The following is a 24969-nucleotide window of genomic DNA, read 5'->3' on the forward strand; positions in this document are numbered from 1 at the left end:
TCACCCAGGCGCCCTCTCCAGCCAACACCATGCCGCCGGCGCCCCCGAGTGAAGGCTCAGCGCAATGACTGTCGTAATAAGTAAGAAGGTTTATATGCATCGGCTTCTTCCGGGTCATCAATACAAAATATTGGGCTTTTCACCGAATATCAGTCCGGCCTACCGTCAAAAGCTGCTCTCGCTGGGATTCCTGCCCGGCTCGCCGTTTACGGTGGTGCGTATCGCGCCGCTGGGCGATCCCATTGAGGTCAAGGCGCGCCGGGTCAGCCTGGTGCTGCGTAAGAAAGATCTCGCGCTGCTGAATATTGAACCGATGGGCGAGCAGCAGCCTGCGCCGCAGAGCGCGGCCGTCGCCGCCATCGGCGCGCAGCAGCGCGCCTAAACGCACCGCATAGCCACCTTCATCGGCCTATGCTCAAGGGATAGCGCGGGCGCTTCACGCCCGTGCCAGTGTCTGTCTTCGCCAAAAAACAGTAAATTATGAAACAATTGACCATTGGGTTAATCGGTAACCCCAACTCAGGGAAAACCACGCTGTTCAACCAGCTGACCGGTGCGCGCCAGCGCGTAGGCAACTGGGCCGGCGTCACCGTCGAACGTAAAGAGGGGCAGTTCGCGACGCCCCAGCATCAGGTCAAGCTGGTCGATCTGCCCGGCACCTATTCGCTGACCACTATCTCCGAGCAGACCTCGCTGGATGAACAGATCGCCTGTCACTACATCCTCAGCGGCGACGCGGACCTGATCGTCAACGTGGTGGATGCCGCGAACCTAGAGCGCAACCTTTACCTGACGCTCCAGCTACTGGAGCTGGGCATCCCCTGCATCGTCGCACTCAACATGCTGGATATCGCCCGTAGCCAGCAGATTGAGATCGACATCGACGCCCTCTCCAAGCGCCTGGGTTGCCCGGTAATCCCGATGGTCTCTACCCGCAGCGAAGGGATCTGCGCCCTGAAGCGAGCCATCGACATGCCGCCGGTCTGTGCGGTGGAGGCGCTGGTTGATTATCCCCCGCTGCTGCTGAGCCAGGTCGATCGCCTATCGCAGGTAATGCCCGACTCCCTGACCATGCAGCAGCGCCGCTGGATTGCCCTGCAGCTGCTGGAGGGTGATATCTACAGCTCTTCGCGGGCCAGCAACGCGCTGGCGTTGCTACCGGAGGTGCGCGATACCCTACAGCGTACCCTGAACGAAGATCCTGCGCTGATCATCGCCAACGCCCGCTACCAAAGCATCACCGACATCTGCGATGCCGTCAGCAATAGCCAGCAGGCGCAGCCCAACCGCCTGACGGAAAAGCTCGACCGGGTGATCCTAAACCGCTGGCTGGGGATCCCCATCTTCCTGCTGGTGATGTACCTGATGTTCCTGCTGGCCATCAACATCGGCGGCGCGCTGCAGCCGCTGTTTGACATTGGCTCCGCCACCCTGTTTATTCAGGGGATCCAGTGGCTGGGGGCAACCCTGAACTTCCCCGACTGGCTGACCATTTTCCTGGCCCAAGGGGTCGGCGGCGGGATCAATACCGTACTGCCGCTGGTGCCGCAGATCGGCATGATGTACCTGTTCCTCTCCTTCCTGGAGGACTCTGGCTACATGGCCCGCGCGGCGTTCGTCGTTGACCGGATGATGCAGGCGCTGGGGCTGCCCGGGAAATCCTTTGTCCCGCTGATCGTCGGATTCGGCTGTAACGTGCCCTCCGTGATGGGAGCCCGAACCCTGGATGCACCGCGTGAGCGGTTGATCACCGTACTGATGGCGCCCTTTATGTCCTGCGGCGCACGACTGGCCATCTTTGCCGTCTTCTCCGCCGCTTTCTTTGGTCAGAACGGCGCATTCGTCGTGTTCTCGCTGTACCTGCTGGGTATCGTGATGGCCATTCTGACCGGGCTGATGCTGAAGCATACCCTGATGCGCGGCGAGTCCTCGCCGTTCGTGATGGAGATGCCGGTCTACCACGTGCCGCATCTCAAAAGCCTGCTGCTGCAGACCTGGCAGCGTCTGAAGGGATTTGTGATCCGCGCCGGACGCGTGATCATCATCGTCAGTATCTTTATCGGCGCGCTGAACAGCTTCTCCTTCAGCGGTAAGCCGGTCAGCGATCTCAACGACTCCGCGCTGGCCACGACCAGTAAGGTGTTAACGCCGCTGCTGCAGCCGATTGGCGTGAAAGAGGATAACTGGCAGGCCACCGTCGGTCTGGTGACCGGTGCCATGGCCAAAGAGGTGGTCGTCGGCACCCTGAACACCCTGTATACCGCCGAGCATATCAATGAAGAGACGTTCGATCCGCAGAGCTATAGCCTGGCCGGCGGCCTGAAAGAGGCGCTGGATGAGACGTGGCAAGGGCTGAAGGATACCTTCAGTATCAGCGTTCTCTCCAACCCCATCGAAGCCAGCAAGGGCGACGGTGAAATGGGCAACGGTTCCATGGGGGTCATGAGCAGCAAATTTGGCAGCGCCAGCGCCGCCTATGCCTACCTGATCTTCGTGCTGCTGTACGTCCCCTGCGTATCGGTCATGGGCGCTATCGCCCGTGAAAGCAGCCGCGGCTGGATGCTGTTCTCCATCGGCTGGGGGCTGAACGTAGCCTATTCGCTGGCGACCCTGTACTACCAGGCGGTCAACTTCAGCGCCCATCCGGACTACAGCCTGATCGCCATCAGCGTCGTCATACTGTTTAACCTGGCGCTGCTGATCGTTCTGCGCCGCTCTCGCGAGCGAGTCACCGTGCGCATGAGCAACGCCGCCAGCGCCAGCTGCTGCTGCAATAATAGCGGCAGCTGCCACTGATCACCCTAACGGAGCGCCATGATGACCACCTTACTGCAAGTCCGGGATACCGTCGCGCTGCATGGACGCATTGAGCTACAGCGCCTGTGTCGTGAGGTCGGCGGTACGCCGGCCCTGGTACGCGCCATGCTGGAGCGTCTGGAGCACATGGGATGTGTGGAAAAGGTCGATGATATGGATAGCGGGTGCCTGAGCGGCAGCTGTAAAGGCTGTCCCGAAGCGCAGAAAAAATGTGAAACCGTCGTCTACCGGATACGCACGCTGCACTAAACGCGCGCCGTAGCCATTGACGCCCCTCGACAGGCAGCCGCAGATGCGGCTGCTTTTTTTTGTCTCAGCCCATTATGCCGACGCCTCGCCGGCAAAATCGCACAGCGCGGCGCAAAAGGGCGCAGGGTGGGAGATAAAGGGGGCGTGGGCAGCGCCGGGAATAATCAGCGAGCGGCCGCGCGGGCTGAGCGCATCCACCAGCGGCGCCACTCGGCGCGGAACCAGACCGTCCAGCGCACCATAGAGGCGCAGCCACGGCGGCGCCAGCGTCGCCAGCTGCGAGCGCAGATCGGTTTCGCGCAGCAGGGACAGCCCCCCGTTCAAGACCGCCGCCGACGGCATCGGCTGCGCCAGCACCACCGACTTCAGCGCGCGGGCATCCTGCCGGGCGCTGTCGGTCCCCAGCGTCTGCAGCGCCAGAAAACGCTCCACCGTACGCTGAAAATCATCGCGCAGCTGTGATTGAAAATGGTGCAGCACATCGCCGCGGATCCCCGGCCACGCCGTCTGTGCCGTGAAACAGGGCGAGGAGGCGACGGTGATTAAGCCGCTGACCCGCTGCGGGTGATGCAGGGCCGCCTGGGTGGCGACGAGTCCCCCCAGCGACCAACCCAGCCATAGCGCCCGCGCCGGCGCCTGCGCCAGCACCCGCTGCGTCATCTCCGCCAGCGAATAGGGCGTATCGCCGCCGCTACGCCCATAGCCGGGCAGATCGACCAGGTGCAGGCGAAACTGCGCGGAGAGCAGGGGAACAATGCAACGCCACACTTCGGCATTCAGCCCCCAGCCGTGCAGCAGCACAAGATCGCGTTTACCCGCGCCGCAGGTATGCCAAAACAGCGCACTCATCGGTTATGGTCTCCTTTTACCTTAGACCTTTCAGGACGGAGCCTATGGTATCACTTCACGGACGCTGCGCGATCTGCCGCCTCCCCCTGCGGGCGCCGGTCGGTATCTGTAGCGCCTGCCGTCGGGCGCTGCCCATACCGCCCCCCTGCTGTCCCCGCTGCGGCCTGCCCAGCGCAGATACCCAGCGCCCCTGCGGCCGCTGCCTGCTGCGCCCGCCGCCCTGGCAGCGACTGACGTTTGTCAGCGACTATCTGCCGCCGCTGGCGCCGCTGGTACAGCGCTTGAAATACCGCGCGGAGTGGCCGCTGGCCGTGCCGTTGGCCCGGCTGATGCTGCTGCACTACCTGCAGGATCGCCGCCGCGCGCCGCGGGCGCGCCCCGAGATCATCCTGCCGGTGCCGCTGCACCGCCTGCGCCACTGGCAGCGCGGCTACAACCAGGCCGCCGAACTGGCCCGCTGGCTGGCGCGCTGGCTACAGGCCGAGTTCCGCCCCCAGTGGCTCTGGCGCACCCGGCGTACCCCACCCCAGCAGGGGCTCAGCGCAGCGCAGCGGCGGCGCAACCTGCGCGGCGCCTTCGCCGCGCACCGGGGGCTGGCCGGGCGACGGGTGCTGCTGGTCGACGATGTGATCACCACCGGCAGCACCCTGAGCGAAATATCCCGCCTGCTGATCGCACAGGGTGTGATGTCGGTAGAGACGATCTGCCTGTGCCGCACCTTGTGAGCATTTTACGATCGGCGTATTATAACCGACCGGAGAAGTCAACTATTGAGCAGATGCCATGATCCGTATTACCGAAGCAGCGCAAGAGCACTTTGCCAAATTGCTGGCAAACCAGGAGCCGGGTACCCAGATCCGCGTTTTTGTCATTAACCCCGGTACGCCCAACGCGGAGTGCGGCGTGTCCTACTGCCCGCCGGACGCCGTAGAAGCCAATGACCGTAAGCTGGACTTTGAGCAACTGAGCGCCTATGTCGACGAAATCAGCGCCCCGTTCCTTGAAGATGCCGAGATCGACTTTGTTACCGATCAGCTCGGCTCGCAGCTGACCCTCAAAGCCCCCAACGCCAAGATGCGCAAAGTCGCCGACGATGCGCCGCTGATCGAACGCGTGGAGTATATTCTGCAGTCGCAGATTAACCCCCAGCTAGCGGGCCACGGCGGTCGCGTCTCGCTGATGGAGATCACCGATGAAGGCTACGCCATCCTGCAGTTCGGCGGCGGTTGCAACGGCTGCTCCATGGTGGACTACACCCTGAAAGAGGGGATCGAGAAAGAGCTGCTGCAGCGCTTCCCAGAGCTGAAGGGCGTACGCGATCTGACCGAGCACCAGCGCGGCGACCACTCTTACTACTGATATCCTCAGGCGGGCCGGATGCGACGGCCCCTATCGCGTGATCTGCCGCGCGACGCGCGGCTTTTTGGCCTTTCCCGTTTACACTAGCTCAACCCGTACGCCGCACTCGCGCAGACGCGCGACCACCTCCGCCGGGGCATCCTGACCGGTGATCAGAATGTCTATCTGCCCCGCGCGCGCGAACAGCATGCCGGCCCGCTGCCCCACCTTGCTGCTGTCCACCAGCGCCACTAGCTTACCGGCGTACTTCAGCATCTTCTGCTCTGCCATCGCCGTCAGCATATCGGTCTTGTACAGCCCCTCGGGGGTCAGCCCCTTACCGCTGGTAAACATCCAGTGTCCGGCATACAGCGAGGCGTCGCCGTCCGCCGGCGCCAGCGTGATCGCCTGGGTGCGATTATACTGCCCCCCCATGATCACCACGCTATCGTGCTCTTGATCTATCAAGTAGTTAGCCAACGGCAAATAGTTGGTAATCACCTGCACATCGCGTCCGCAAAGCTCCCGCCCCAGCAAAAACGCCGTCGAGCCGCAGTTGATCACCACGCTTTCCCCCGGCTGCACCAGCCGCGAGGCGGCGCGGGCAATGCGCACCTTTTCATCGTGATTCTGCGCCCGGTGGATATTCATCGGCGTCCAGGCCATACGATTGGGGCTCACGGCCTCCGCGCCGTTACGCACCTTTTTCAGCTTACCGGCGTCATTCAGCTTATTGATATCGCGCCGCGCCGTCGCCGGCGATACCTGCAGGCTCGCGATCACCTGCTCAACGCTGACAAAGCCATCCTGCTGCAGCATCTCCAGCAGGGTCTGATGTCGTTGTGATTCCGTCATGAAAATCCAGGCTCAGTGATGATTACAACATGAGTATATTTGAAAGCCGCGGGGAAACAAATCGGGCGGTATCCCTGCCGCAGATACCGCCGCCGCCCGGCTACAAAAAGGCCTTAAAGGGCAGGTCTGGCTCCTGGGTGAAGCAGTCGTCAAAGCCGCGCGGGTAGTGATACTCCAGCCGCCCCTGATCCTGTGGCCAGGTAAACTTACCGCCCACCTGCCAGATAAAGGGGGTGAAGTCGTAGCCCAGACGATCTTTCTTCATCTGCCACAGCACCCGGATCTCCTGCGGATCGGCCTGGAAGTTAGACCAGATATCATGATGAAACGGGATCACCACTTTGGCCTTCAGCGCCTCGGCCATCCGCAGGATATCGGCGCTGGTCATCTTGTCGGTGATCCCGCGCGGATTCTCGCCATAGGAGCCGAGCGCCACGTCGATGCGATGATCGTTGCCGTGCTTGGCGTAATAGTTGGAGTAGTGGGAGTCGCCGCTGTGGTACAGCGAACCCGCGGGCGTCTTAAACAGGTAGTTAACCGCCCGCAGATCCATACCGTCGGGCAGCGTACCCTGCGCCCGCTCCGATGGCGGCAGCGTGATCAGCGCGGTGCGATCGAAGGCGTCCAGCGCCACGATCTCCGTATCTTTGATCCGGATCGTATCGCCGGGGACCACCACCCGGCAGCGATCGCGCGGCACACCCCACGATACCCACAGATCGACGCAGCGCTGCGGGCCGATGAAGGGGACGTCCGGTGCCGCATTGCGCAGCACCGCGGCCGCCACATTGATATCGATATGATCATTATGGTCGTGGGTCGCCAGCACCGCATCGATCTCGCGGATGGCAAAAGGATCGAGCACAAAGGGCGAGGTGCGCAGATTGGGCTGCAGCTTCTGCACCCCGGCCATCCGCTGCATCTGATGCCCCGTCGCCATCCACGGATTGGCATGGCTGCGCTTACCGGTTCCGCACCAAAAATCGATGCACAGATTCGCCCCCCCTCCGACTTCAGCCAGATCCCGGTACAGCCCAGCCACCACATCGCAAAGCTACCGGGATCCACCGTCGCCTGCTCTATCTCCTCGTTCAGCCAGGTCCCCCACTCCGGAAACGTGTTCAGGATCCAGGACTCGCGGGTAATGTCATCAAGTTTACTCATCGTCGGCCTCCTATCGGCTCGCCAGTGCAGCGCATAAAATCAATATCAATCATATTTAGATCAATTTTGATTGCAATAGCGCGGTGAGCTGAGCGCAGGAGATGCGCGCCGCAATAGCCCCTTCCCCTGCGCTGCGGCGCCATGACCACAAACATGCAAATAAATATTTATAATCATAGAGATAAAAATGTGGCGGCGTACGGTGCGGCTAAAGGAACGCCCGTCCACGGGGCGATCGACAAGTTGAGATCATAATCACAAATGATCATTTTTAATCTTTAAGTGATTTTTAACGATTGCTAGAGTGGTCGAATTATACACAGCCCTGAGCGCATCTCCCCCGATCCGCGCTCAGGATCCACGCCGAACGGAGAACGCTATGGACATTCTGTACCGTGCCTTTCTGATTTTTTTCAATCAGGTGATGACCAACGCCCCCCTGCTGCTGGGGATTGTCACCTGTCTCGGCTACCTGCTGCTGCGTAAACCGGCGACGGTGATCATCAAAGGCACCATCAAAACCATCATCGGCTTTATGCTGCTGCAGGCGGGCTCCGGCATCCTGACCTCAACCTTCAAACCGGTGGTAGCCAAGATGTCCGAGGTCTATCACATCAACGGAGCCATTTCAGATACCTACGCCTCGATGATGGCCACCATCGAGCGCATGGGTGACGCCTACAGCTGGGTAGGCTATACCGTGCTGCTAGCGCTGGCGCTGAACATTCTCTACGTCCTGCTGCGCCGCCTCACCGGCATCCGCACCATCATGCTGACCGGCCACATCATGTTTCAGCAAGCCGGGCTTATCGCCGTGGTGTTCTATATCTTCGGCTATCCCATGTGGACCACGATCCTGTGCAGCGCGCTGCTGGTCTCACTCTACTGGGGCATCACCGCCAACATGATGTATCGCCCCACCCAGGAGGTCACCGACGGCTGCGGCTTCTCCATTGGCCATCAGCAGCAGTTTGCCTCCTGGCTGGCCTATCGGCTGGCCCCCTATCTGGGGCGCAGGGAGGAGAGCGTTGAAGACCTCAAGCTGCCCGGCTGGCTGAATATCTTCCACGACAATATCGTCTCGACCGCGATCGTGATGACCCTGTTCTTCGGGCTGATCCTCTGCTCTTTCGGGCTGGACACCGTCCAGGTGATGGCGGGGAAAACCCACTGGAGCATTTACATCCTGCAGACCGGTTTTCAGTTCGCCGTCGCAATCTTCATCATCGTCCAGGGGGTGCGCATGTTCGTCGCGGAGCTGTCAGAGGCCTTCACCGGCATCTCTCAGCGCCTGATCCCCGGCGCCGTGCTGGCCATCGACTGCGCGGCCATCTACAGCTTTGCCCCCAACGCCGTCGTGTGGGGGTTTATCTGGGGCACCATCGGGCAGCTGATCGCCATCGGCATCCTGATCCTGCTGGGGTCACCTATCCTGATCATCCCCGGCTTTATCCCCATGTTCTTCTCCAACGCGACGATCGGCGTCTTTGCCAACCACTTCGGCGGCTGGCGAGCGGCCATCAAGATTTGTCTGGTCATGGGGATGATTGAAATCTTCGGCTGCGTCTGGGCCGTCAAGCTTACCGGGCTCAGCGCCTGGATGGGGATGGCCGACTGGTCCATCCTGGCCCCGCCGATGATCCAGGGGCTGACGCTGGGACTGTGGTTCATGGGCGTTCTGCTGCTGATCGCCCTGGCCTACATGCTGGTTGCCGGGCGCAGCCTGCGCGCGGAAGAGGCGGCGCAGGCCGATCAGGCGCGCGGCGCAACACTCTAACTCCATGGAGAAACATCATGACAGTACGCATTCTCGCCGTCTGCGGTAACGGCCAAGGCAGTTCAATGATCATGAAGATGAAGGTGGATCAGTTTCTAACCCAGCAGGGCGTTGACCACAGCGTCAACAGCTGCGCGGTCGGCGAGTATAAATCGGAGCTGAGCGGCGTAGATATCATCATTGCATCCACCCACGTCGCCGGCGAGATCAGCGTCAGCGGCAATAAATACGTGGTCGGGGTACGCAATATGCTGTCGGCGGAAGAGTTCGGCCCCAGGCTGATGGAGGTCATCCGCGCCCACTTTCCCCAGGACCTCAGCTAAGGAGCCATGATGAAACTGCGAGACTCGCTGGCGGAAAACCACAGCATTCGCCTACAGGCCGAGGCGGCGGACTGGCCTGCGGCCGTCAGGATCGGCGTAGATCTCCTGGTCGACGCCGGCGTCGTGGAGCCACGCTACTACCGGGCCATCCTGGATAGCGTTGCGCGCTTTGGCCCCTACTTTGTGCTGGCGCCGGGGCTGGCCATGCCGCACGGGCGCCCGGAAGAGGGGGTGATCAAGACCGGCTTTGCGCTGGTCACCCTGCGGACGCCGGTCACGTTCGGCCATGAGGATAACGACCCGGTGGACATTCTGATCACCCTGGCCGCCGTCGACGCCCACACCCATCAGGAGGTCGGCATCCGTCAGATCGTCGATCTGTTCGAGGATGAGGCCAACTTTGCGCGTCTGCGCGCCTGCCGCACGCCAGCGCAGGTGCTCGCGCTCATCGATACGGCAACAACCCCATCGCATCCCCAAGGAGTCGCCTCATGACATCATCCCTACCTATGCTGCAAATCGCGCTGGATAACCCGACGCTGGAGGCGGCCTACCTCACCACCCGGCAGATCGCCGAGGCCGTCGATATCATCGAGGTCGGCACGATACTGTGCGTCGGCGAGGGCGTGCGCGCCATACGCGATCTCAAGGCGCTCTACCCCCACAAGATAATCCTGGCCGACGCCAAAATAGCCGACGCCGGTGCCATCCTGGCGCGCATGTGTTTTGAGGCCAACGCCGACTGGATCACCGTGATCTGCTGCGCCGACATCAACACGGCCAAGGGCGCGCTGGCGGTCGCCCAGGCGTTCGACGGCGATCTGCAAATCGAGCTGACCGGCTACTGGACCTGGGAGCAGGCGCAGGCCTGGCGCCAAGCAGGTATCGGTCAGGTGGTCTACCACCGCAGCCGCGACGCACAGGCGGCGGGAGTGACCTGGGGGGCGGCGGATATCGACGCCATACGCCGTCTGAGCGACATGGGCTTTCGCGTCACGGTCACCGGCGGCCTCACCGTGGACGATCTGCCGCTGTTTCAGGGGATCCCGGTGCATGTTTTCATCGCCGGACGCAGCATCCGCGAGGCCGACGATCCGCTGGCCGCCGCCCACCATTTCCAACAGCGTATCGCCCAGCTGTGGGGCTAAGGAGCGTGACATGCTGCATTCCACGGTGCCGCTGGGCATCTATGAAAAGGCGCTGCCCGCCGGCGAAGACTGGCCACGACGCCTGGCGCAGGCCGCGCAGCTCGGGTTCGACTTCGTCGAAATGTCTATCGATGAAAGCGATCGCCGCCTGGCCCGACTGACCTGGTCGCGCCAGCAGCGTCTGGATCTGCTGGCGGCAATGGCGCACAGCGGCGTGCGTATTCCCTCCCTGTGCCTCAGCGCCCACCGCCGGTTTCCGCTGGGCAGCGAGGATCCGGCGGTCAGGCGTCAGGCGCTGCGGCTGCTGGCCCACGCGATTACCCTCGCCCAGGATCTGGGTATCCGGGTTATTCAGCTGGCGGGATACGACGTCTACTATCAGCAGGGCAATGCCCTGACCCGCCGACTGTTCCGCGAGGGGCTGAGCCAAGCCGTCACCATGGCCAGCCGGGCGCAGGTCACGCTGGCCATGGAAACCATGGACACGCCGCTGCTCAACTCCGTTAGCAAAGCGCTCGGCTACTGCCGCTATCTGCGCAGCCCCTGGTTCCAGGTCTACCCGGATATCGGCAACCTTTCGGCCTGGGATAATGACGTCGAGCTGGAGCTGGTGGCCGGCATCGACCGCATCGTCGCCGTGCATGTCAAAGATACCCGGCCGGGCCAGTTTCGGGATGTGCCCTTCGGCAGCGGTGTGGTCGACTTTGAGACCTGCTTCCGCACGCTGGATCGCCATGGCTACCGCGGTCCCTACCTGATCGAGATGTGGAGCGAAAGCGCCCCGGACCCGCTGCAGGCGGTGCGCGAGGCGCGTGAGTGGGTCATTGAACGGATGCGACGCGCCGGACTGGCGGTGGCGCAGGAGGCCTCATGGAACGGCTGAAACAGCAGGTCTACCAGGCCAACATGGCCCTGCCGCGCCACGGGCTGGTCACCTTTACCTGGGGCAACGTCAGCGCCATCGATCGCCAGCGCGGCTATGTCGTCATCAAACCCAGCGGCGTCGCCTATGAGGCGCTGACCCCCGCGGCGATGGTCGTCGTCGATCTGGACGGACGGATCGTCGCTGGCGCGCTGCGCCCCTCATCCGACACCCCGACCCACCTGGCGCTGTACCGCCGCTACCCGCAGCTGGGCGGTATCGTGCATACCCACTCGACCCACGCGACCGCCTGGGCACAGGCGGGACGGGCGATCCCGGCGCTCGGCACCACCCACGCCGACTACTTCGACGGCGACATCCCCTGCACCCGCGCGCTGAGCGCCGCCGAGATCGACCACGACTATGAGCATCACACCGGGCGGGCCATCATCGAAACGCTGGCGCAGCGCGACCCGAGCCATATGCCGGGGATCGTCGTTCACCAGCACGGCCCCTTCGCGTGGGGGGAGAGCGCGGCGCAGGCGGTGCATAACGCGGTGGTATTGGAGGAGGTGGCCAAAATGGCCTGGATTGCCTATAGCCTGAACCCGCGTCTCGCCCCGCTGGACCGGGCGCTGCGCGATAAGCATTTCCGGCGCAAGCACGGGCCGGATGCCTACTACGGCCAGCGCGGCTAAATAAATCGCCGGCGCCCCCGGAGCAGTCGCGGAATCAGTCGCGCAGCCGACGGCTGAGCCACAGCCCGTGATGCGGGCGCTGGCGCCAGGCGATAGATGAAATGGTATGCATGGTGCGCAGGTGCGACAGGATACGGCGCAGATGCACCTCCATCGGCGTCATCGGCATCCCCTGCTGTGGCTCGGGTATCGGCACCGCCTGGCTGTCATTGCTGCTCGGACCATCGTGCTCCAGACGCTGCTGACACAGCTGCAGCGCGATCTCACCACACTGCAGGTAGTCCTGCGCCAGACGCGAGGTCAGCATATAGTGCTCGCGCGCCAGAATGGTCATCGCGTTCAAATGCTCGACAATAAACTGGCTGTGGCTGATCCACAGGCGCATGTCCGCCAGATAGCGCGAATCAAAGCCCGGCTCCTGCATCGCCTGGCTCAGCGAGGAGTAGAGCGTGTTCTGCGCCTGGTTGCTGCGCATCCGGGCATAGGCCAGCTCGCTCACGCCCGGATCGGCGGAGAGCAGCAGGCGCAGCTCATCCTGGTAGGCCTCCAGCGCCTGATGGGCGTTTTTACGCAGCAGGCCGCTCTGCCACTGCGGCCACAGCCAGATGGTGCTGGCGAAGGCCAGAATACAGCCCAGCAGCGTATCCACCAGACGCGGCACCAAAAAGTGCGAGCCGTTCAACGCCAGCAGCTGCAGGGTGAATACGGCGCTGACCGTAAAGCCGATCACCGCCAGACCGTAATTCTTCCGCAGCACCAGGTAGGCGCCCAGCGTCACCAGCAGCATCACCAGCAGCATCACATATTCACTCAGCGTCAGCTGCAGCAGACCGGCGGCGATGATCAGACCGGCAAAGGTGCCCATCGCCCGGTGCTGAATACGCACCCGCGTCGCGTTATAGCCATTCTGGATCACCAGCATGGTGGTCAGCATGATCCAATAGGGCTTAGGCAGCGCCAGCAGGATCCCCAGCCCCCCGCCGGCCGCCAGCGTCAGCCCCAGGCGCAGCGCGTTGCGTAGTGCGCCCGACTTCAGGGAGCAGTAGGCGCGCAGCGCCGGCCAGAACGGCAGACGCTGCTGGGTCGCCATCAGCTGGCGCTGATAGAGCGGACGCTGCCGCTCCAGCAGACGCGCCATTCGGCTAAAGTGGTGCAGACAGAACTGCCCAACCGGATTCTCCGGGTAGCGGCTGGCCAGCTTTTCCAGCGCCGACACCTCGCTGCGCATAGAGAAATGCTGCGGGTAGCGGTGGTACAGGATGTCATCCGCCAGTACCCGCAGACGCCCGGCCACCACCTGCGCGTTGCGGCGAATGATCGCCTCGGCCTGGCTTTGTTCCACCAGAGTTTGCACCTCCTCCGGCTGGGAGAGGCTGACGGTAATATGCTCCTGTAGATCCAGCGCCACCTGAAAGTAGCGCACCAACCGCTTATATTCCGGGTTATGGACCAGGGACAGCATATGCATCTGCTGATAGATCACGCTGATAAGATCCATCACCTTTTGCTGGCGGTTCAGCAGCGGCGGCAGCGCCGTCTGCGGATCGCTGTGCTGCGTGAGCAGGCTGTACTTAGCCTCAATGTAGTCCGCCAGCTCCAGGTACAGCTGGTTCAGGGTTTCGCGGATCGGCTGCCCTTTCCACAGGACAAACCAAAACCAGGTAAAGGCGCCGTACCAAATCGTACCGACCAAATACAGCAGCGGCCCCTGCCAGATAGGCACCATCCCCACCATGCTAAGGGTAAAGATGGCGGCGACCAGCGTTGCCGGCAGTAAACGGGCGTGCAGCGGACTGATCTCGCCGTTGACGCCAAACAGCAGCGCCAAAAGCAGCATAGCCAGCGGCAGCGGAACCGACCAAAGCAGGGCCATCTGCAGTAACAGGCTGCCGAGCGCAAACAGGGTGCCGCCCACCGCGAGGCGTTTAAAGAAGCGTTTATGGGGGGTATCAAGACCGGCGATATTGCAGCAGACCGGTACCAGAGAAAACAGCAGCCCCTGCTGCAGCTGGCCTACCATAAGCCCGAACAACACCGGCAGACACAAAACCAGCGTCTGGCGCAGTGCATAGTTCACTTCCGGGTGGTAGATAAACCGCCGCCACATGAGCACCATCCTGGGGATGGGTTGAAGATTCCGCGCCGCCCGTGCGGCGCGGGCGCAAAATCAACGCGTCCCGTAGACGACGATGGTTTTACCGTGTGCCGAGATCAGGTTCTGATCCTCCAGCATCTTCAGAATACGTCCTACCGTTTCACGAGAGCAGCCCACGATCTGGCCGATCTCCTGACGGGTGATCTTAATCTGCATGCCGTCCGGGTGCGTCATCGCATCCGGCTGCTTGGCCAGATTCAACAGCGTCTGAGCAATACGGCCCGTCACATCCAGGAAGGCCAGGTTACCGACTTTCTCTGACGTGACCTGCAGACGACGCGCCATCTGGGCAGACAGACGCATCAGAATATCCGGGTTAACCTGGATCAGCTGGCGGAATTTCTTGTAGGAAATTTCAGCCACCTCACAGGCGGTCTTCGCCCGCACCCAGGCGCTGCGCTCCTGACCTTCCTCAAACAGCCCCAGCTCGCCAATGAAGTCGCCCTGGTTCAGGTAGGAGAGGATCATCTCCTTACCCTCTTCATCCTTAATCAGTACCGCTACAGATCCCTTTACGATGTAATAAAGCGTCTCCGCTTTTTCACCCTGGTGAATCAAGGTACTTTTGGACGGATATTTGTGAATATGGCAATGGGACAGGAACCATTCGAGAGTTGGATCTGTTTGCGGTTTGCCGAGAACCATTCGCTATTATCCTCTATTGTTATCGCATCCCCGGTGCGCCAAACGCACCCCCCGCCGGACGGGGCCGGGAAACTGCCTAGTAACCTGCTATAGCACTGCACTTGTCGAATATAGTTTCCATAGCCTAAGGGAGATGATCCCCGGCGATCTTGATCTATACCCGCTTCATTCCATTAAAGGTGCATGTCGGCTTAGTTTGTAGCATAGCTTGGCCTTACTGTCTCGCACTGTCTCGCTTCAGCATGGAATAGCTCACTGTTCGCCGCCGTTTTTTCTCCGCCTGCGACGTTTTTGCTTTTTATTTGCACAGCGCGGCGCCGGGCGCCGCGCGGGAAAATACGCCAACGTGCGCTAATCCGCGCCCTTAAACTGGCTGCGCGGCATAATATTGACGCTTTCATGCAGCTCGGACCATACCACGACCGCCTCACCGCACTGCAGCTGACGCCGCACATCCTCCACCTTCTGCGTCAGGCTCCTCTCCTGCTCGCCATAGTCAGTCCCCTCTCGCAGGACAAAAGCCTCGATCAGGCTATCCAGCGTCTCTGGGGCAATCTGTTGCCAAGGAATGATCACGCGTTTTACTCCAAATAGGGGGCTAACCAGGCAGGAATGCGCTGCTCCAGCCACGGGAAGGGATGTCGCAGCGTACCGCCGATAAAGCCGACGTGGCCGCCAAACTCCGTCAGCTGGTATTCGATATTGGACGGCAGCGATCCCAACGGCGGGATCACCGCCGACGTCATAAAGGGATCGTCGCGTGCCTGAATGATCAGCAGCGGCTGGCGGATCGTCGACAGCCGCTGCAGGGCGCTACAGCGCCGATAGTAGTCATCCGCATCGCGAAACCCGTGCAGGCGAGCGGTGATCTGATCGTCAAACTCGCGTAGCCTACGCATACGCCGCAGCTGGAGCGGATCGAGATCCAGCATCTCCGGATAACGGCGCAGCTTACGTCGGGCGCTCTGCTTAAGCTCATGTAACAGGTAACGCTGGTAAATCCGCGCCACGCCGCGCTCCAGATGCGCCGCACAGGCCGACAGCATCAGCGGCGCCGAGACCATCACCGCTGCCTCCAGCGGGGCCTGTGCCTGCTCTTCGGCCAGATAACAGCCCAGCATATTGCCGCCCAGGGAGAACCCGACCGCCGCGGTGGGCACCTGACCGAAGGTGCGTCGCAGCCACGCCAAAAAAAAGCGCGCGTCCCCGGTTTCGCCGGAGTGATAGAAACGCGGCGTCAGGTTGGGCTCACCGCTGCAGCCGCGAAAGTGCATCACGACCGCCAGCCAGCCCGCCTCCCGACAGGCGTGCAGCAGGCCGTGGGCATAGGGGCTATGCACGCTGCCCTCCAGCCCATGGAACAGAACCACCCGCGGTTTATGGCGAGCGGGCTGCGGCGCCTCGCTCCAGGCCAGATCGATAAAATCGCCGTCCGGCAGGGTTAAACGCTGCCACACCGGCGCCAACAGGGCGCGCCGTCGCAGCAGCCGCGGCAGGATCGTCTGCAGGTGCGGGTTGCGTAGGGCGCGGGACGGTGAAAAGGTGGAAACGATCATGCTGCGTGAAGAAAATTCATCCAGGGAACACTTGTACCATCAATAACACACTGTTAGGGTCAAAACACCCCCTCGGCGCAAAATCGGAGCCGGTTAGCATGGACAGCTCTCTGTTTCTCTCCCTGCTGGGTTTCCTGTGGGTCTCAGCCGTGACCCCTGGCCCCAACAATATGCTGTTGACCAGCTCCAGCGCCAATCTGGGGTTCTACCGCTCGCTGCCGCTCATGCTCGGCATCATGCTCGGCATGCAAACGCTGCTGCTGCTGATCGCCTTTGGCGTCGGCAGCCTACTGCTGCTCTATCCTACGCTGCACACCCTGCTCAAGGGCGCGGGCAGCCTCTACCTGCTGTATATCGCGTGGAAGGTGGCGACGTCGCGCTATACCCGTCTGAGCGACGGCAGCGCCGCCTTAGACGACGCCGTCAGCTGGCGACAGGGTTGGCTGCTGCAGTTTCTGAACCCCAAGGCCTGGCTGATGGCCCTGGGCGCGGTGACCAGCTTTAGCCTGCCCGGTGAGCGCTATCTGGCGGCCATCGCCGCCATCAGCCTGGGCATGTTCTTGGTCAATCTGCTGGCCGGCGCGCTGTGGTTAAGCTTCGGTACCCTGATAGGGCGACTGCTGCAAAGCCGACGCGCCTGGTTCGCCTTTAACCTGACCATGGGGACGCTGACCGCCGCCTGCGTACTGCTGATCTGGCGCTGATCACACCCCATAGCCCATCAGGCGCATGATATCCTGCGCCTGGCGCACGGCCTCCTGACGGTGTGCAACCCCCAGCTTCTGATACAGATTGCGGATATGGGTTTTAATGGTGGTCGCCGCCACCGCCAGCTCATCGGCGATTTGCTCGTTGCTGTAGCCCGAATAGATGAGCCCCAGCACCTGCCATTCGCGCTGGGTCAGCGGACTGGTGCGGATCAGCTCCGGCACCTGGGGATGATTCAGCAACCGCTCGACGAACTGCTCATCAAAATGGGCAAACTTATGCCGGTGGTGCTGGTTAATATCACGCAAAATCCGCTGAGCGCGATGCACCTCCATCTCCGGCAGGGTATTGAGCTGCAGCAGCTGACGCAGCTGCTGGGCCATCACCTCGCCCTCGATGACAAAGTGGCTGACAAAGCCGGTGCGATTGGCCAGGCTCAGCGCCTCCATCAGCACGCGCAGGGCTTCGCTCTTGCGATCCGTGTGCCAATACAGCAGGTTGCTCAGCAGCAGGTTACGGTTCAGATCGCTGACCAGGCGCAGGCGGCGCGCCGCCGCATTCAGCTGATCTAGCACCGCCTGAGCCTCATCATACTGCCCCAGCATGATCTGAACCCGCGCGATATTGCGCCACTGTCCCTGTAAAAAGTGGTTATCCGACGCCGCCGGACGCACCGCCTGCAGCAGCCAACGACTGGCCGCCTGGCGATCGCCGGTGATCTGCCAGTAGATCACCCGCGCCTTATCCGCATTCACCAGCCAGTCGCTGTGATAGTTTCCGGCCTGCAGCAGGGTTTCGCAGCGGCGCAGATGCTGTCCGGCGTTATCCAGATCGCCGCGCGCCAGCGAACACTTGGCCAAGAGTGCCAGACACTGCAGCTGCTGCTGCGGCTCAAAGTTGGCCAGCACCGCCAGCCCATCGCGCGCCGCGCGCTCCGCCTCGTCCAGCCGCATCCACGACCACAGCACCTGGGCGCGAATACGCAGTAAAAACTCATGCATCGGCAGCTGCTGCAGATGCTGCTCGTCGACCAATTCAAACGCCTTATCCTGGGTCTCGTAGGCCGCCTGCAAGAACCCCTGGGCTATCAGGATCTCACTCTGCTGCAGCAGCGCCCACAGAGCATAGTGGTAGGTCTGATGGCGGCGGGCCACCTGCTCGGTCTGCTGCATCATCGGCAGCGCCCGCGCCAGAACCCCTTTGCAGTGCAGCACCTCGCCCAGCACGGAGCTGCTCACGATCCGGCTGTAGTAGCTGCCGATCGGCAGATGGCGCAGCGCCTCTGTCGCCAAGCGCTCGGCATCGTGCGGTCGCCCGTCATTGATCGCAACCTGGGCTCGCAGCGCGTCGAACTCGGCCTGCAGCGCCGCCTCCAGCGAGATCTGACGCTGTCCCATCTCCTGCTCGGCGCGCGCCAGCAGCGTGTTGACCTCGCCGTAGCGGTGCTGACTCTGCGCCAGCCAGGCCTGCAGCAGCGCCAGGCTGGGGTTCTGGATCAACACATCGTACGGTAGGGTATTCAGGCAGGACTCCAGCAGCGCCAGCTCACTCTGGTGGAAGAGCACCCAGGCGTGCTGCAGCAGAATATCGCGCAGCAGCGCCGTGTCTCCGGCCGCCTGCGCGTGGTGGATCGCCTCCGCCGGAAACCCCTGCGCCAGCCATCCCTGCGCCGCGCGCCGGTGCAGCTGCGGCAGTACGCCCGCCATCTCCCGCTGGCAGCGGCTGCGCAGAAAGTGAGCAAACAGCGGATGAAAACAGAACCACTCCCCGTCGCCGTCCATCCGGTGGATAAATAGCCCCTGCCGCTCCAGCTCCTCCAGGCGCAGCTGGCCCTCCTCCTCGCCGGTCAGAGCACAGATCAGCGCGTCGTTCATCGAACGCAGCGCCGAACACTGCAGCAGAAAGCCGCGCGTATCGTCATCCACCCGATCCAGCACCTCATCCGCCAGGTAATCCGCCAGATGCGTAGCGTTGATGCGCGCCAGACGGCGAGCCGAAGCCTGAGCCTGGGCCGATGACTGACGCGCCGACAGCGCGATCAGCTGCAGCGCCGTCGGCCAGCCTTCGACCTCATCGCACAGCGCGTGCATTTCGTCATCGGCCAACGGTGCACTCAAACGCTGATGAAAAAACTGGCTAGCCTCGCGGTGGTTAAAGGCCAGCTGACGAGTATTGATCTCCAGCAGCTGCTCACGCACCCGCAGATTGGCAATCCCGAGCGGGGGCAGCGTGCGTGACATCAGACACAGGGTCAGATTATCGGGCTGATGGCGCAAGAAGAAGCGCATCGCCTCATGCAGCGGAGGATGGGTGAGCAGGTGATAATCGTCGATCACCAGATACAGCGGCGTCTGCCAATCGGCCAGCTCAATGAACAGCTGGGAGAACAGCGCAGACAGCGTGGCATACTGGTGTTTCTGGCTCATCGCCTCGCTTTTCGCGCAGTGGCCACCGGTGGCCTGCTGCAGGGCGGCAATCAGGTAGCTGGCAAAGCGCTCCGGCTGATTGTCGCTTTCATCCAGGGAGTACCAGCCCAAGTGTGCCTTCTCCTGCGCCCACTGTGCCATCAGGGTCGTCTTACCGTACCCTGCCGGACCATTGACCAACACCAGGCGGTAATTGCGCGCCGCATCCAGCCTGGTCAGTAAATGTTCTCGCACCACCGTAGTCTGCAGCCGCGCCGGACGGCTTAATTTCGACGGAATCAGCATTATTACCCGCACCCCTTCCGGTGCCCCCCTCGGCGGCCGACGCGTGCCGGCTCGCGCGCAGGAGCGGCACCCTGCCCCAGAAATCACCGCTACGGGCGCCTATTTATTTTGCGCCTCGTAATTAATAGCTGTCCTTTAAGGTCTGACAATGCGCGCGCTATTGCAACCGGGGTTCCGCCCCCAATAACAGGAAATTGCGGCTGATCACATTTTTTACCGAGTTAATCTCATTTGCCGCTCAATCGCCGCCAATAGTCCATATTTTGCTGTTATAACCCGACGATCAGTACAGCGTGAAACGGTAACGCGACGTGATTATAGCCCTGCTATAGCGCGGTCCCGATCACACTTCGGACTACGCCCTGTGGCTCCTCCCCAACTCAGCCGACGGCGGGAGGATGTTTTCATCCGACGAGATCGTCAGGATGACCATCATGCTTAATACTTTCATTTTGACGCTTTGAGAGAGATGCCTATGTCGTATACCCCGTTCGATCAGCAGGCTTTCCACGCGGCGCTGACCCGCCACTGGCAAGGATTGGGAATGGAGAGCGCTGCGCAAATGACGCCGCATCAGTGGTGGCAGGCGGTCAGCCTGGCCTGCTCGGCGCAGCTGGCGGCCGAAACCCACCCGGCCAGCGCGTCCGACGATGGCCAACGCCGCGTAAACTATCTGTCGATGGAGTTTCTCATCGGCCGCCTGACCGGCAATAACCTGCTCAATCTGGACTGGTATCCCGCCGTCGCCCAGGCGCTTGAGCGCTATGACATCGCGTTAAGCGATCTGCTGGAGCAAGAGGTCGATCCGGCGCTGGGCAACGGCGGCCTCGGCCGCCTGGCGGCCTGCTTCCTCGATGCCATGGCCTGCGTTAAACAGCCGGCCATCGGCTATGGCCTGTGCTACCAGTATGGGCTGTTCCGCCAGTCCTTTCAGGCGTGCCAGCAGCAAGAGGCCCCGGATACCTGGGAGCGAGACGACTACCCGTGGATGCGTCACAATCGGGCGCGGGATGTCCACGTCAGTCTGGGCGGCAAACTGCTGCGTGAAAACGGCGCGCTACGCTGGCAGCCGGCGCTCACCCTGCGCGGCGTCGCGCGCGATCTGCCGGTGGTCGGCTACCGCAACGGCATCAGCCAGCCGCTGCGCCTGTGGGTCGCCTGTCACGATCACCCCTTCGATCTCGACAGCTTTGATCGCGGACAGTTTTTGCGCGCCGAGCGCCAGGGGATAGAGGCCGCCAAACTGACCAAGATACTCTATCCCAACGATAACCACCTGGCCGGCAAGCGGCTGCGTCTGATGCAGCAATACTTCCACTGCGCCTGCTCGCTGGCCGATATCCTGCGCCGACACCATCTGGCCGGACGCCGTATCGACGCGCTGGCGCAGTATGAGGTCATCCAGCTCAACGACACGCACCCGACCATTGCCATCCCCGAGCTGATGCGCATTCTGCTCGATGAGCACGGCATGGAGTGGGATCAGGCCTGGGCCATCACCAGCCAGACCTTTGCCTACACCAACCATACGCTGATGCCAGAGGCGCTGGAGTGCTGGAGCGAAAGCCTGATCCGCAGCCTGCTCCCGCGTCACCATGACATCATCCGCCAGATCAACGCCCGCTTCCGCGAGCTGGTCGAACAGCGCTGGCCGGGCGATAAGGCGCTGTGGCAGCGCGTCGCCATCATACACGACCGACGGGTGCGCATGGCCAACCTGTGCGTCGTCGCCGGCTTTGCCGTTAACGGCGTGGCGCAGCTGCACTCGGCGCTGGTCAAAAGCGATCTGTTCCCCGAATACCATCAGCTGTGGCCACAAAAATTCCATAACGTGACCAATGGGATCACCCCGCGTCGCTGGCTCAAGCAGTGTAACCCGGCCCTGTCTACGCTGATCGACACGACGCTACAGCGCGAATGGGCCAACGATCTGGATGCCCTCCGGGCGCTGGAGCCCTATGCCGGCCAGGCCGGGTTCCGCGCGGCGTACCGTCAGATCAAGCAGCAGAATAAAGCGGCGCTGGCCCACTACGTCCGGCAGACCCAGGGGCTGACGCTGAACACCGACGCCATCTTCGACGTACAGATCAAGCGGCTGCATGAGTACAAACGTCAGCACCTCAATCTGCTGCATATCCTGTCCCTGTATCATGAGCTGCGCGCCAATCCCAACGCCGATCGGGCTCCGCGCGTCTTCCTGTTCGGGGCCAAGGCGGCGCCGGGCTACTACCTGGCCAAAAACATCATCTATGCCATCAACCGGGTGGCAGAGGTCATCAACAATGACCCCCGGGTGAAGGATCGCCTGCAGGTCGCCTTTCTGCCCGACTACCGCGTCTCCCTGGCCGAGCTGATGATCCCGGCGGCCGACGTATCAGAGCAGATCTCAACCGCAGGGAAAGAGGCCTCCGGCACCGGCAACATGAAGCTGGCCCTGAACGGCGCGCTGACCGTGGGCACGCTGGACGGCGCCAACGTAGAGATCGCCGAGCAGGTGGGAGAAGAGAACATCTTCATCTTCGGCCTGACGGTCGAGGAGGTGAAGGCGACCCTGGCCGCCGGCTACGACCCGCTCCGCCTCTATCGGAAAGACAAACGCCTGAAGGCCATCATCGATGAGCTGGGCTCCGGCCACTACAGCCAGGGCGACCGCCACGCTTTTGACATGATGCTGCACAGCCTGCTACAGGGCGGCGACCCCTATCTGGTGCTGGCTGACTTCGCCGATTACTGCCAGACACAGGCCCGGGTGGACACCCTCTACCGCGATAGCGAAGCGTGGACCGAGAAGACCATCCTCAACACGGCACGGGTGGGCATGTTCAGCGCCGATCGGGCCATCCGCGACTATCAACAGCGCATCTGGCAGCGCCAGCGTTAAGGAGTCGCCATGCAACGCACTACGCCGCACCCCCTCCTGGAGCAGCAGGCGGCCCAGGCGGGGATCGCCGACAGCTACATCAATGCGCACGGCTGCGTTCAAGCCATCAGTGCGCAGACCAAGCGGCGCCTGCTCGACGCCATGCCGCCGCGTACGCCCACCGATGCGCCGCTACCGGCCGTCCTGGTGGCCGGACAGCGAAGTACGCCGGTTATCGCCCTGCGTCAGGGGGGCCACTACCAATGGTCGCTCACGCTGGAAAACGACGCCCAGCCGACCTATCAGGGTCGACTGAGCCGGCGTAAACATCTGGCGCTGCCGCACGACCTGCCGCTGGGCTACCACCGCCTGCAGCTCAGCGATGGGCAGCAACAGTGGCAGTGCCGGATCATTATTGCACCGGCGCGCTGCCATGAGCCGGATGCCCTGTTGACTGGCCGAAAGCTCTGGGGCGCCTGCGTACAGCTGTATACCCTGCGCTCCGCGCATAACTGGGGGATCGGTGACTTCGGCGATCTGGCCCAGCTGATCGGGCAGATCGCCCAGCGCGGCGGCGCCTTTGTCGGCCTGAATCCCATCCATGCCCTGTATCCCGCCAACCCGCACAGCATCAGCCCCTACAGCCCGTCATCACGCCGCTGGCTGAACATCATCTACATTGATGTCAACCGGGTCGACGAGTTTCAGCGCAGCGATGCCGCTCAGCGATGGTGGCAGGCGCCCGCGACCCGTCAGCGTCTGGACGCCGCTCGCGCCAGCGACTGGGTCGATTATCCCGCCGTATACGCCCTGAAGCTGGAGGGGCTACGCCTGGCCTTCCACGCGTTCAACGCACAGGGCGCCGATGCCCGGGCCTGCGCCTTCCGCCACTTTGTTCGCCAGGGGGGAGATAGCCTGCGCCACCAGGCCGCGTTCGACGCCCTGCACCACCACCTGCACAGCGAGGATGAGCAGATGTGGGGGTGGCCGGTCTGGCCGCAGCCCCTGCGCCGCGCCGATAGCCCGGAGGTGGCCCGCTTCTGTCAGCGCTATCCGCAGGAGGTGGCGTTTTTTCTGTGGCTACAGTGGCTGGCCGATAGCCAGCTGGCCGACTGTTATCAGCAGGCCTGTCGCCAGGCGATGCCGATCGGGCTGTACCGCGATCTGGCGGTGGGCGTCGCCGAGGGCGGCGCGGAGACCTGGAGTGAGCCCGATCTCTACTGCCTGCGCGCCTCGGTCGGCGCTCCGCCCGACATTCTCGGCCCGCTGGGGCAAAACTGGGGGCTGCCGCCGATGGATCCCCATACGCTGCGCGAGCTCGCCTATCAACCATTCATCGAGATGCTGCGCGCCAACATGCGCCACTGCGGCGCCCTGCGCATCGATCATGTGATGTCGCTGCTGCGGCTATGGTGGATACCGCAGGGTGAGGCGGCGTCAGAGGGCGCCTATGTCGGCTATCCCCTCGACGATCTGCTGGCCATTCTGGCGCTGGAAAGTCAGCGTAGCCGCTGTATGGTCATCGGCGAAGATCTCGGCACCGTACCGGTCGAAATCATCGCTAAGCTGCGCGAGTACGGCGTGTACTCCTACAAAGTGCTCTACTTTGAGCACGATAGCGACAACGTCTTTCGCGCGCCGCAGACCTATAACGTACAGGCCATGGCGACGGTGACCACCCACGATCTGCCGACGCTGAACGGCTATTGGCAAGCCGACGATCTGCGGCTCGGCGAGCGGCTGGGGCTCTACCCCGACGCCGAGATCCTGGCAGGGCTGTACCGCGACCGCGCCGCCGCCAAGCAGGGGCTGCTCGACGGACTGCATCACTACGGCTGCCTGCCGCAGCGCAGCGGACGGCACGCGGACCGTATGGCGATGACACCCGTTCTAAGCCGCGGGATCCAACGCTACGTCGCCGACAGCGCCAGCGCCCTGCTCGGACTGCAGCCGGAGGATTGGCTGAACATGGCGACGCCGGTCAACGTTCCCGGCACCTGCGATGAATACCCGAACTGGCGCCGCAAGCTGAACATGACGCTTGAGGATATGTTTAATAATATGCAAATCAATCGATTGATAAAAGATTTAGACCAGCGCCGTAAAAAAGTCTCCGCGGGCTAGCGGCTAAAACAATAAATCACGGCCGATAAAAAACGGCCGTGATTTATTTGCAACTTCCGTTTTTTATGCTAAGAAAAAACATTCCCCCTTATAAATCAACCTATCCCAGCTTAATACCAATATATATCCA

General features: G+C 62.3%; 21 protein-coding genes and 1 pseudogene. 14 read left to right on the forward strand and 8 right to left on the reverse strand.

What is annotated here, in order from left to right; translation table 11 throughout:
* The first annotated feature begins 94 nt into the window (after positions 1 to 94).
* From feoA to BRD58_RS16905, 3 genes are all read left to right on the forward strand, one after another.
* Positions 95 to 382: a ferrous iron transporter A gene (gene feoA, locus BRD58_RS16895; RefSeq protein ID WP_069579464.1), complete on the forward strand. Its 288-nt coding sequence runs from the start codon at positions 95 to 97 to the stop codon at positions 380 to 382.
* Positions 383 to 480: 98 nt separating this feature from the next.
* Positions 481 to 2796, forward strand: a complete 2316-nt coding sequence (gene feoB, locus BRD58_RS16900) for a Fe(2+) transporter permease subunit FeoB (protein WP_012850083.1) — start codon at positions 481 to 483, stop codon at positions 2794 to 2796.
* 21 nt (positions 2797 to 2817) lie between these two features.
* Positions 2818 to 3066: a FeoC-like transcriptional regulator gene (locus tag BRD58_RS16905; protein ID WP_015462440.1), complete on the forward strand. Its 249-nt coding sequence runs from the start codon at positions 2818 to 2820 to the stop codon at positions 3064 to 3066.
* A 72-nt stretch (positions 3067 to 3138) separates the two neighbouring features.
* Here BRD58_RS16905 and bioH read toward each other — a convergent pair whose 3' ends face one another.
* Complete coding sequence (gene bioH / locus BRD58_RS16910) at positions 3139 to 3915, reverse strand: pimeloyl-ACP methyl ester esterase BioH (protein WP_034168521.1); 777 nt, start codon at positions 3913 to 3915, stop codon at positions 3139 to 3141.
* 44 nt (positions 3916 to 3959) lie between these two features.
* Here bioH and BRD58_RS16915 point away from each other — a divergent pair, with 44 nt between their 5' ends.
* Positions 3960 to 4640, forward strand: coding sequence for a phosphoribosyltransferase family protein (locus BRD58_RS16915; RefSeq protein WP_015462442.1), 681 nt, complete (start codon positions 3960 to 3962; stop codon positions 4638 to 4640).
* 58 nt (positions 4641 to 4698) lie between these two features.
* A complete protein-coding gene (nfuA, locus tag BRD58_RS16920; RefSeq protein WP_005290532.1) occupies positions 4699 to 5274 on the forward strand; it encodes a Fe-S biogenesis protein NfuA in 576 nt (191 codons plus the stop codon).
* A 78-nt stretch (positions 5275 to 5352) separates the two neighbouring features.
* Here the strand turns inward: nfuA and ulaR are convergent, their stop codons facing one another.
* Positions 5353 to 6108, reverse strand: coding sequence for an HTH-type transcriptional regulator UlaR (gene ulaR / locus BRD58_RS16925; protein WP_012850087.1), 756 nt, complete (start codon positions 6106 to 6108; stop codon positions 5353 to 5355).
* 100 nt (positions 6109 to 6208) lie between these two features.
* Positions 6209 to 7272 (reverse strand): annotated as a pseudogene (gene ulaG, locus BRD58_RS16930) (L-ascorbate 6-phosphate lactonase).
* 379 nt (positions 7273 to 7651) lie between these two features.
* Here ulaG and ulaA point away from each other — a divergent pair.
* The 6 genes from ulaA to BRD58_RS16960 are packed head-to-tail and all read left to right on the forward strand — an operon-like array spanning position 7652 to position 12080.
* Entirely contained in the window at positions 7652 to 9049 is a 1398-nt protein-coding gene (gene ulaA, locus BRD58_RS16935; protein WP_069579466.1) for a PTS ascorbate transporter subunit IIC, read from the forward strand.
* Between the two features lie 17 nt (positions 9050 to 9066).
* A complete protein-coding gene (gene ulaB / locus BRD58_RS16940; RefSeq protein WP_015462445.1) occupies positions 9067 to 9372 on the forward strand; it encodes a PTS ascorbate transporter subunit IIB in 306 nt (101 codons plus the stop codon).
* Between the two features lie 9 nt (positions 9373 to 9381).
* A complete protein-coding gene (gene ulaC, locus BRD58_RS16945; protein ID WP_041692811.1) occupies positions 9382 to 9867 on the forward strand; it encodes a PTS ascorbate transporter subunit IIA in 486 nt (161 codons plus the stop codon).
* The gene (locus tag BRD58_RS16950; protein WP_071890366.1) at positions 9864 to 10520 is read left to right on the forward strand and encodes a 3-keto-L-gulonate-6-phosphate decarboxylase UlaD; all 657 of its coding nucleotides are present in this window, start codon (positions 9864 to 9866) and stop codon (positions 10518 to 10520) included. The genes ulaC and BRD58_RS16950 overlap by 4 nt, the downstream gene beginning before the upstream one ends.
* Positions 10521 to 10530: 10 nt before the next feature.
* Positions 10531 to 11403, forward strand: coding sequence for an L-ribulose-5-phosphate 3-epimerase (locus tag BRD58_RS16955; RefSeq protein WP_073383786.1), 873 nt, complete (start codon positions 10531 to 10533; stop codon positions 11401 to 11403).
* Complete coding sequence (locus tag BRD58_RS16960) at positions 11391 to 12080, forward strand: L-ribulose-5-phosphate 4-epimerase (RefSeq protein ID WP_073383789.1); 690 nt, start codon at positions 11391 to 11393, stop codon at positions 12078 to 12080. Before BRD58_RS16955 ends, BRD58_RS16960 begins: the two co-directional genes overlap by 13 nt.
* A gap of 34 nt (positions 12081 to 12114) precedes the next feature.
* On the opposite strand, the gene BRD58_RS16965 is transcribed toward BRD58_RS16960, so the two are convergent.
* The 4 genes from BRD58_RS16965 to BRD58_RS16980 form a co-directional block, all read right to left on the reverse strand.
* A complete protein-coding gene (locus tag BRD58_RS16965) occupies positions 12115 to 14187 on the reverse strand; it encodes a YccS/YhfK family putative transporter (protein WP_012850096.1) in 2073 nt (690 codons plus the stop codon).
* A 60-nt stretch (positions 14188 to 14247) separates the two neighbouring features.
* Positions 14248 to 14880, reverse strand: coding sequence for a cAMP-activated global transcriptional regulator CRP (gene crp, locus BRD58_RS16970; protein ID WP_000242755.1), 633 nt, complete (start codon positions 14878 to 14880; stop codon positions 14248 to 14250).
* Positions 14881 to 15231: 351 nt separating this feature from the next.
* On the reverse strand, positions 15232 to 15456 hold the full coding sequence (locus BRD58_RS16975; protein WP_012850097.1) for a YheU family protein: 225 nt from the start codon (positions 15454 to 15456) through the stop codon (positions 15232 to 15234).
* Between the two features lie 5 nt (positions 15457 to 15461).
* Positions 15462 to 16436, reverse strand: a complete 975-nt coding sequence (locus tag BRD58_RS16980) for a hydrolase (protein ID WP_069579469.1) — start codon at positions 16434 to 16436, stop codon at positions 15462 to 15464.
* A 98-nt stretch (positions 16437 to 16534) separates the two neighbouring features.
* Between BRD58_RS16980 and BRD58_RS16985 the strand changes: the two genes are divergently transcribed.
* Positions 16535 to 17140 carry a LysE family translocator gene (locus BRD58_RS16985; protein ID WP_012850099.1) on the forward strand — a complete coding sequence of 202 codons (606 nt, stop codon included), beginning with the start codon at positions 16535 to 16537 and terminating at the stop codon, positions 17138 to 17140.
* Here the strand turns inward: BRD58_RS16985 and malT are convergent, their stop codons facing one another.
* Positions 17141 to 19855 carry an HTH-type transcriptional regulator MalT gene (gene malT, locus BRD58_RS16990; RefSeq protein WP_015462451.1) on the reverse strand — a complete coding sequence of 905 codons (2715 nt, stop codon included), beginning with the start codon at positions 19853 to 19855 and terminating at the stop codon, positions 17141 to 17143. It abuts the gene before it with no gap.
* Positions 19856 to 20330: 475 nt separating this feature from the next.
* On the opposite strand from malT, the gene malP reads away from it, so the two are divergent.
* A complete protein-coding gene (gene malP, locus BRD58_RS16995) occupies positions 20331 to 22736 on the forward strand; it encodes a maltodextrin phosphorylase (RefSeq protein ID WP_069579472.1) in 2406 nt (801 codons plus the stop codon).
* A 9-nt stretch (positions 22737 to 22745) separates the two neighbouring features.
* Positions 22746 to 24839 carry a 4-alpha-glucanotransferase gene (malQ, locus tag BRD58_RS17000; protein ID WP_012850102.1) on the forward strand — a complete coding sequence of 698 codons (2094 nt, stop codon included), beginning with the start codon at positions 22746 to 22748 and terminating at the stop codon, positions 24837 to 24839.
* Positions 24840 to 24969: the final 130 nt, after the last annotated feature.

The sequence above is a fragment of the Edwardsiella piscicida genome, from assembly GCF_001896205.1.
GTDB lineage: Bacteria > Pseudomonadota > Gammaproteobacteria > Enterobacterales > Enterobacteriaceae > Edwardsiella > Edwardsiella piscicida.

Excerpts from the sequence above, each read along its gene's own strand:
- BRD58_RS16915 (WP_015462442.1), top strand. The coding sequence starts at position 3,960 with ATGGTATCACTTCACGGACGCTGCGCGATCTGCCGCCTCCCCCTGCGG.
- feoA (WP_069579464.1), top strand. The coding sequence starts at position 95 with ATGCATCGGCTTCTTCCGGGTCATCAATACAAAATATTGGGCTTTTCA.
- ulaC (WP_041692811.1), top strand. The coding sequence starts at position 9,382 with ATGAAACTGCGAGACTCGCTGGCGGAAAACCACAGCATTCGCCTACAG.
- BRD58_RS16955 (WP_073383786.1), top strand. The coding sequence starts at position 10,531 with ATGCTGCATTCCACGGTGCCGCTGGGCATCTATGAAAAGGCGCTGCCC.
- ulaR (WP_012850087.1), bottom strand. The coding sequence starts at position 6,108 with ATGACGGAATCACAACGACATCAGACCCTGCTGGAGATGCTGCAGCAG.
- ulaA (WP_069579466.1), top strand. The coding sequence starts at position 7,652 with ATGGACATTCTGTACCGTGCCTTTCTGATTTTTTTCAATCAGGTGATG.
- BRD58_RS16965 (WP_012850096.1), bottom strand. The coding sequence starts at position 14,187 with ATGTGGCGGCGGTTTATCTACCACCCGGAAGTGAACTATGCACTGCGC.
- malT (WP_015462451.1), bottom strand. The coding sequence starts at position 19,855 with ATGCTGATTCCGTCGAAATTAAGCCGTCCGGCGCGGCTGCAGACTACG.
- ulaB (WP_015462445.1), top strand. The coding sequence starts at position 9,067 with ATGACAGTACGCATTCTCGCCGTCTGCGGTAACGGCCAAGGCAGTTCA.
- feoB (WP_012850083.1), top strand. The coding sequence starts at position 481 with ATGAAACAATTGACCATTGGGTTAATCGGTAACCCCAACTCAGGGAAA.
- BRD58_RS16905 (WP_015462440.1), top strand. The coding sequence starts at position 2,818 with ATGACCACCTTACTGCAAGTCCGGGATACCGTCGCGCTGCATGGACGC.
- BRD58_RS16985 (WP_012850099.1), top strand. The coding sequence starts at position 16,535 with ATGGACAGCTCTCTGTTTCTCTCCCTGCTGGGTTTCCTGTGGGTCTCA.
- crp (WP_000242755.1), bottom strand. The coding sequence starts at position 14,880 with ATGGTTCTCGGCAAACCGCAAACAGATCCAACTCTCGAATGGTTCCTG.
- malP (WP_069579472.1), top strand. The coding sequence starts at position 20,331 with ATGTCGTATACCCCGTTCGATCAGCAGGCTTTCCACGCGGCGCTGACC.
- BRD58_RS16950 (WP_071890366.1), top strand. The coding sequence starts at position 9,864 with ATGACATCATCCCTACCTATGCTGCAAATCGCGCTGGATAACCCGACG.
- nfuA (WP_005290532.1), top strand. The coding sequence starts at position 4,699 with ATGATCCGTATTACCGAAGCAGCGCAAGAGCACTTTGCCAAATTGCTG.
- malQ (WP_012850102.1), top strand. The coding sequence starts at position 22,746 with ATGCAACGCACTACGCCGCACCCCCTCCTGGAGCAGCAGGCGGCCCAG.
- bioH (WP_034168521.1), bottom strand. The coding sequence starts at position 3,915 with ATGAGTGCGCTGTTTTGGCATACCTGCGGCGCGGGTAAACGCGATCTT.
- BRD58_RS16980 (WP_069579469.1), bottom strand. The coding sequence starts at position 16,436 with ATGATCGTTTCCACCTTTTCACCGTCCCGCGCCCTACGCAACCCGCAC.
- BRD58_RS16960 (WP_073383789.1), top strand. The coding sequence starts at position 11,391 with ATGGAACGGCTGAAACAGCAGGTCTACCAGGCCAACATGGCCCTGCCG.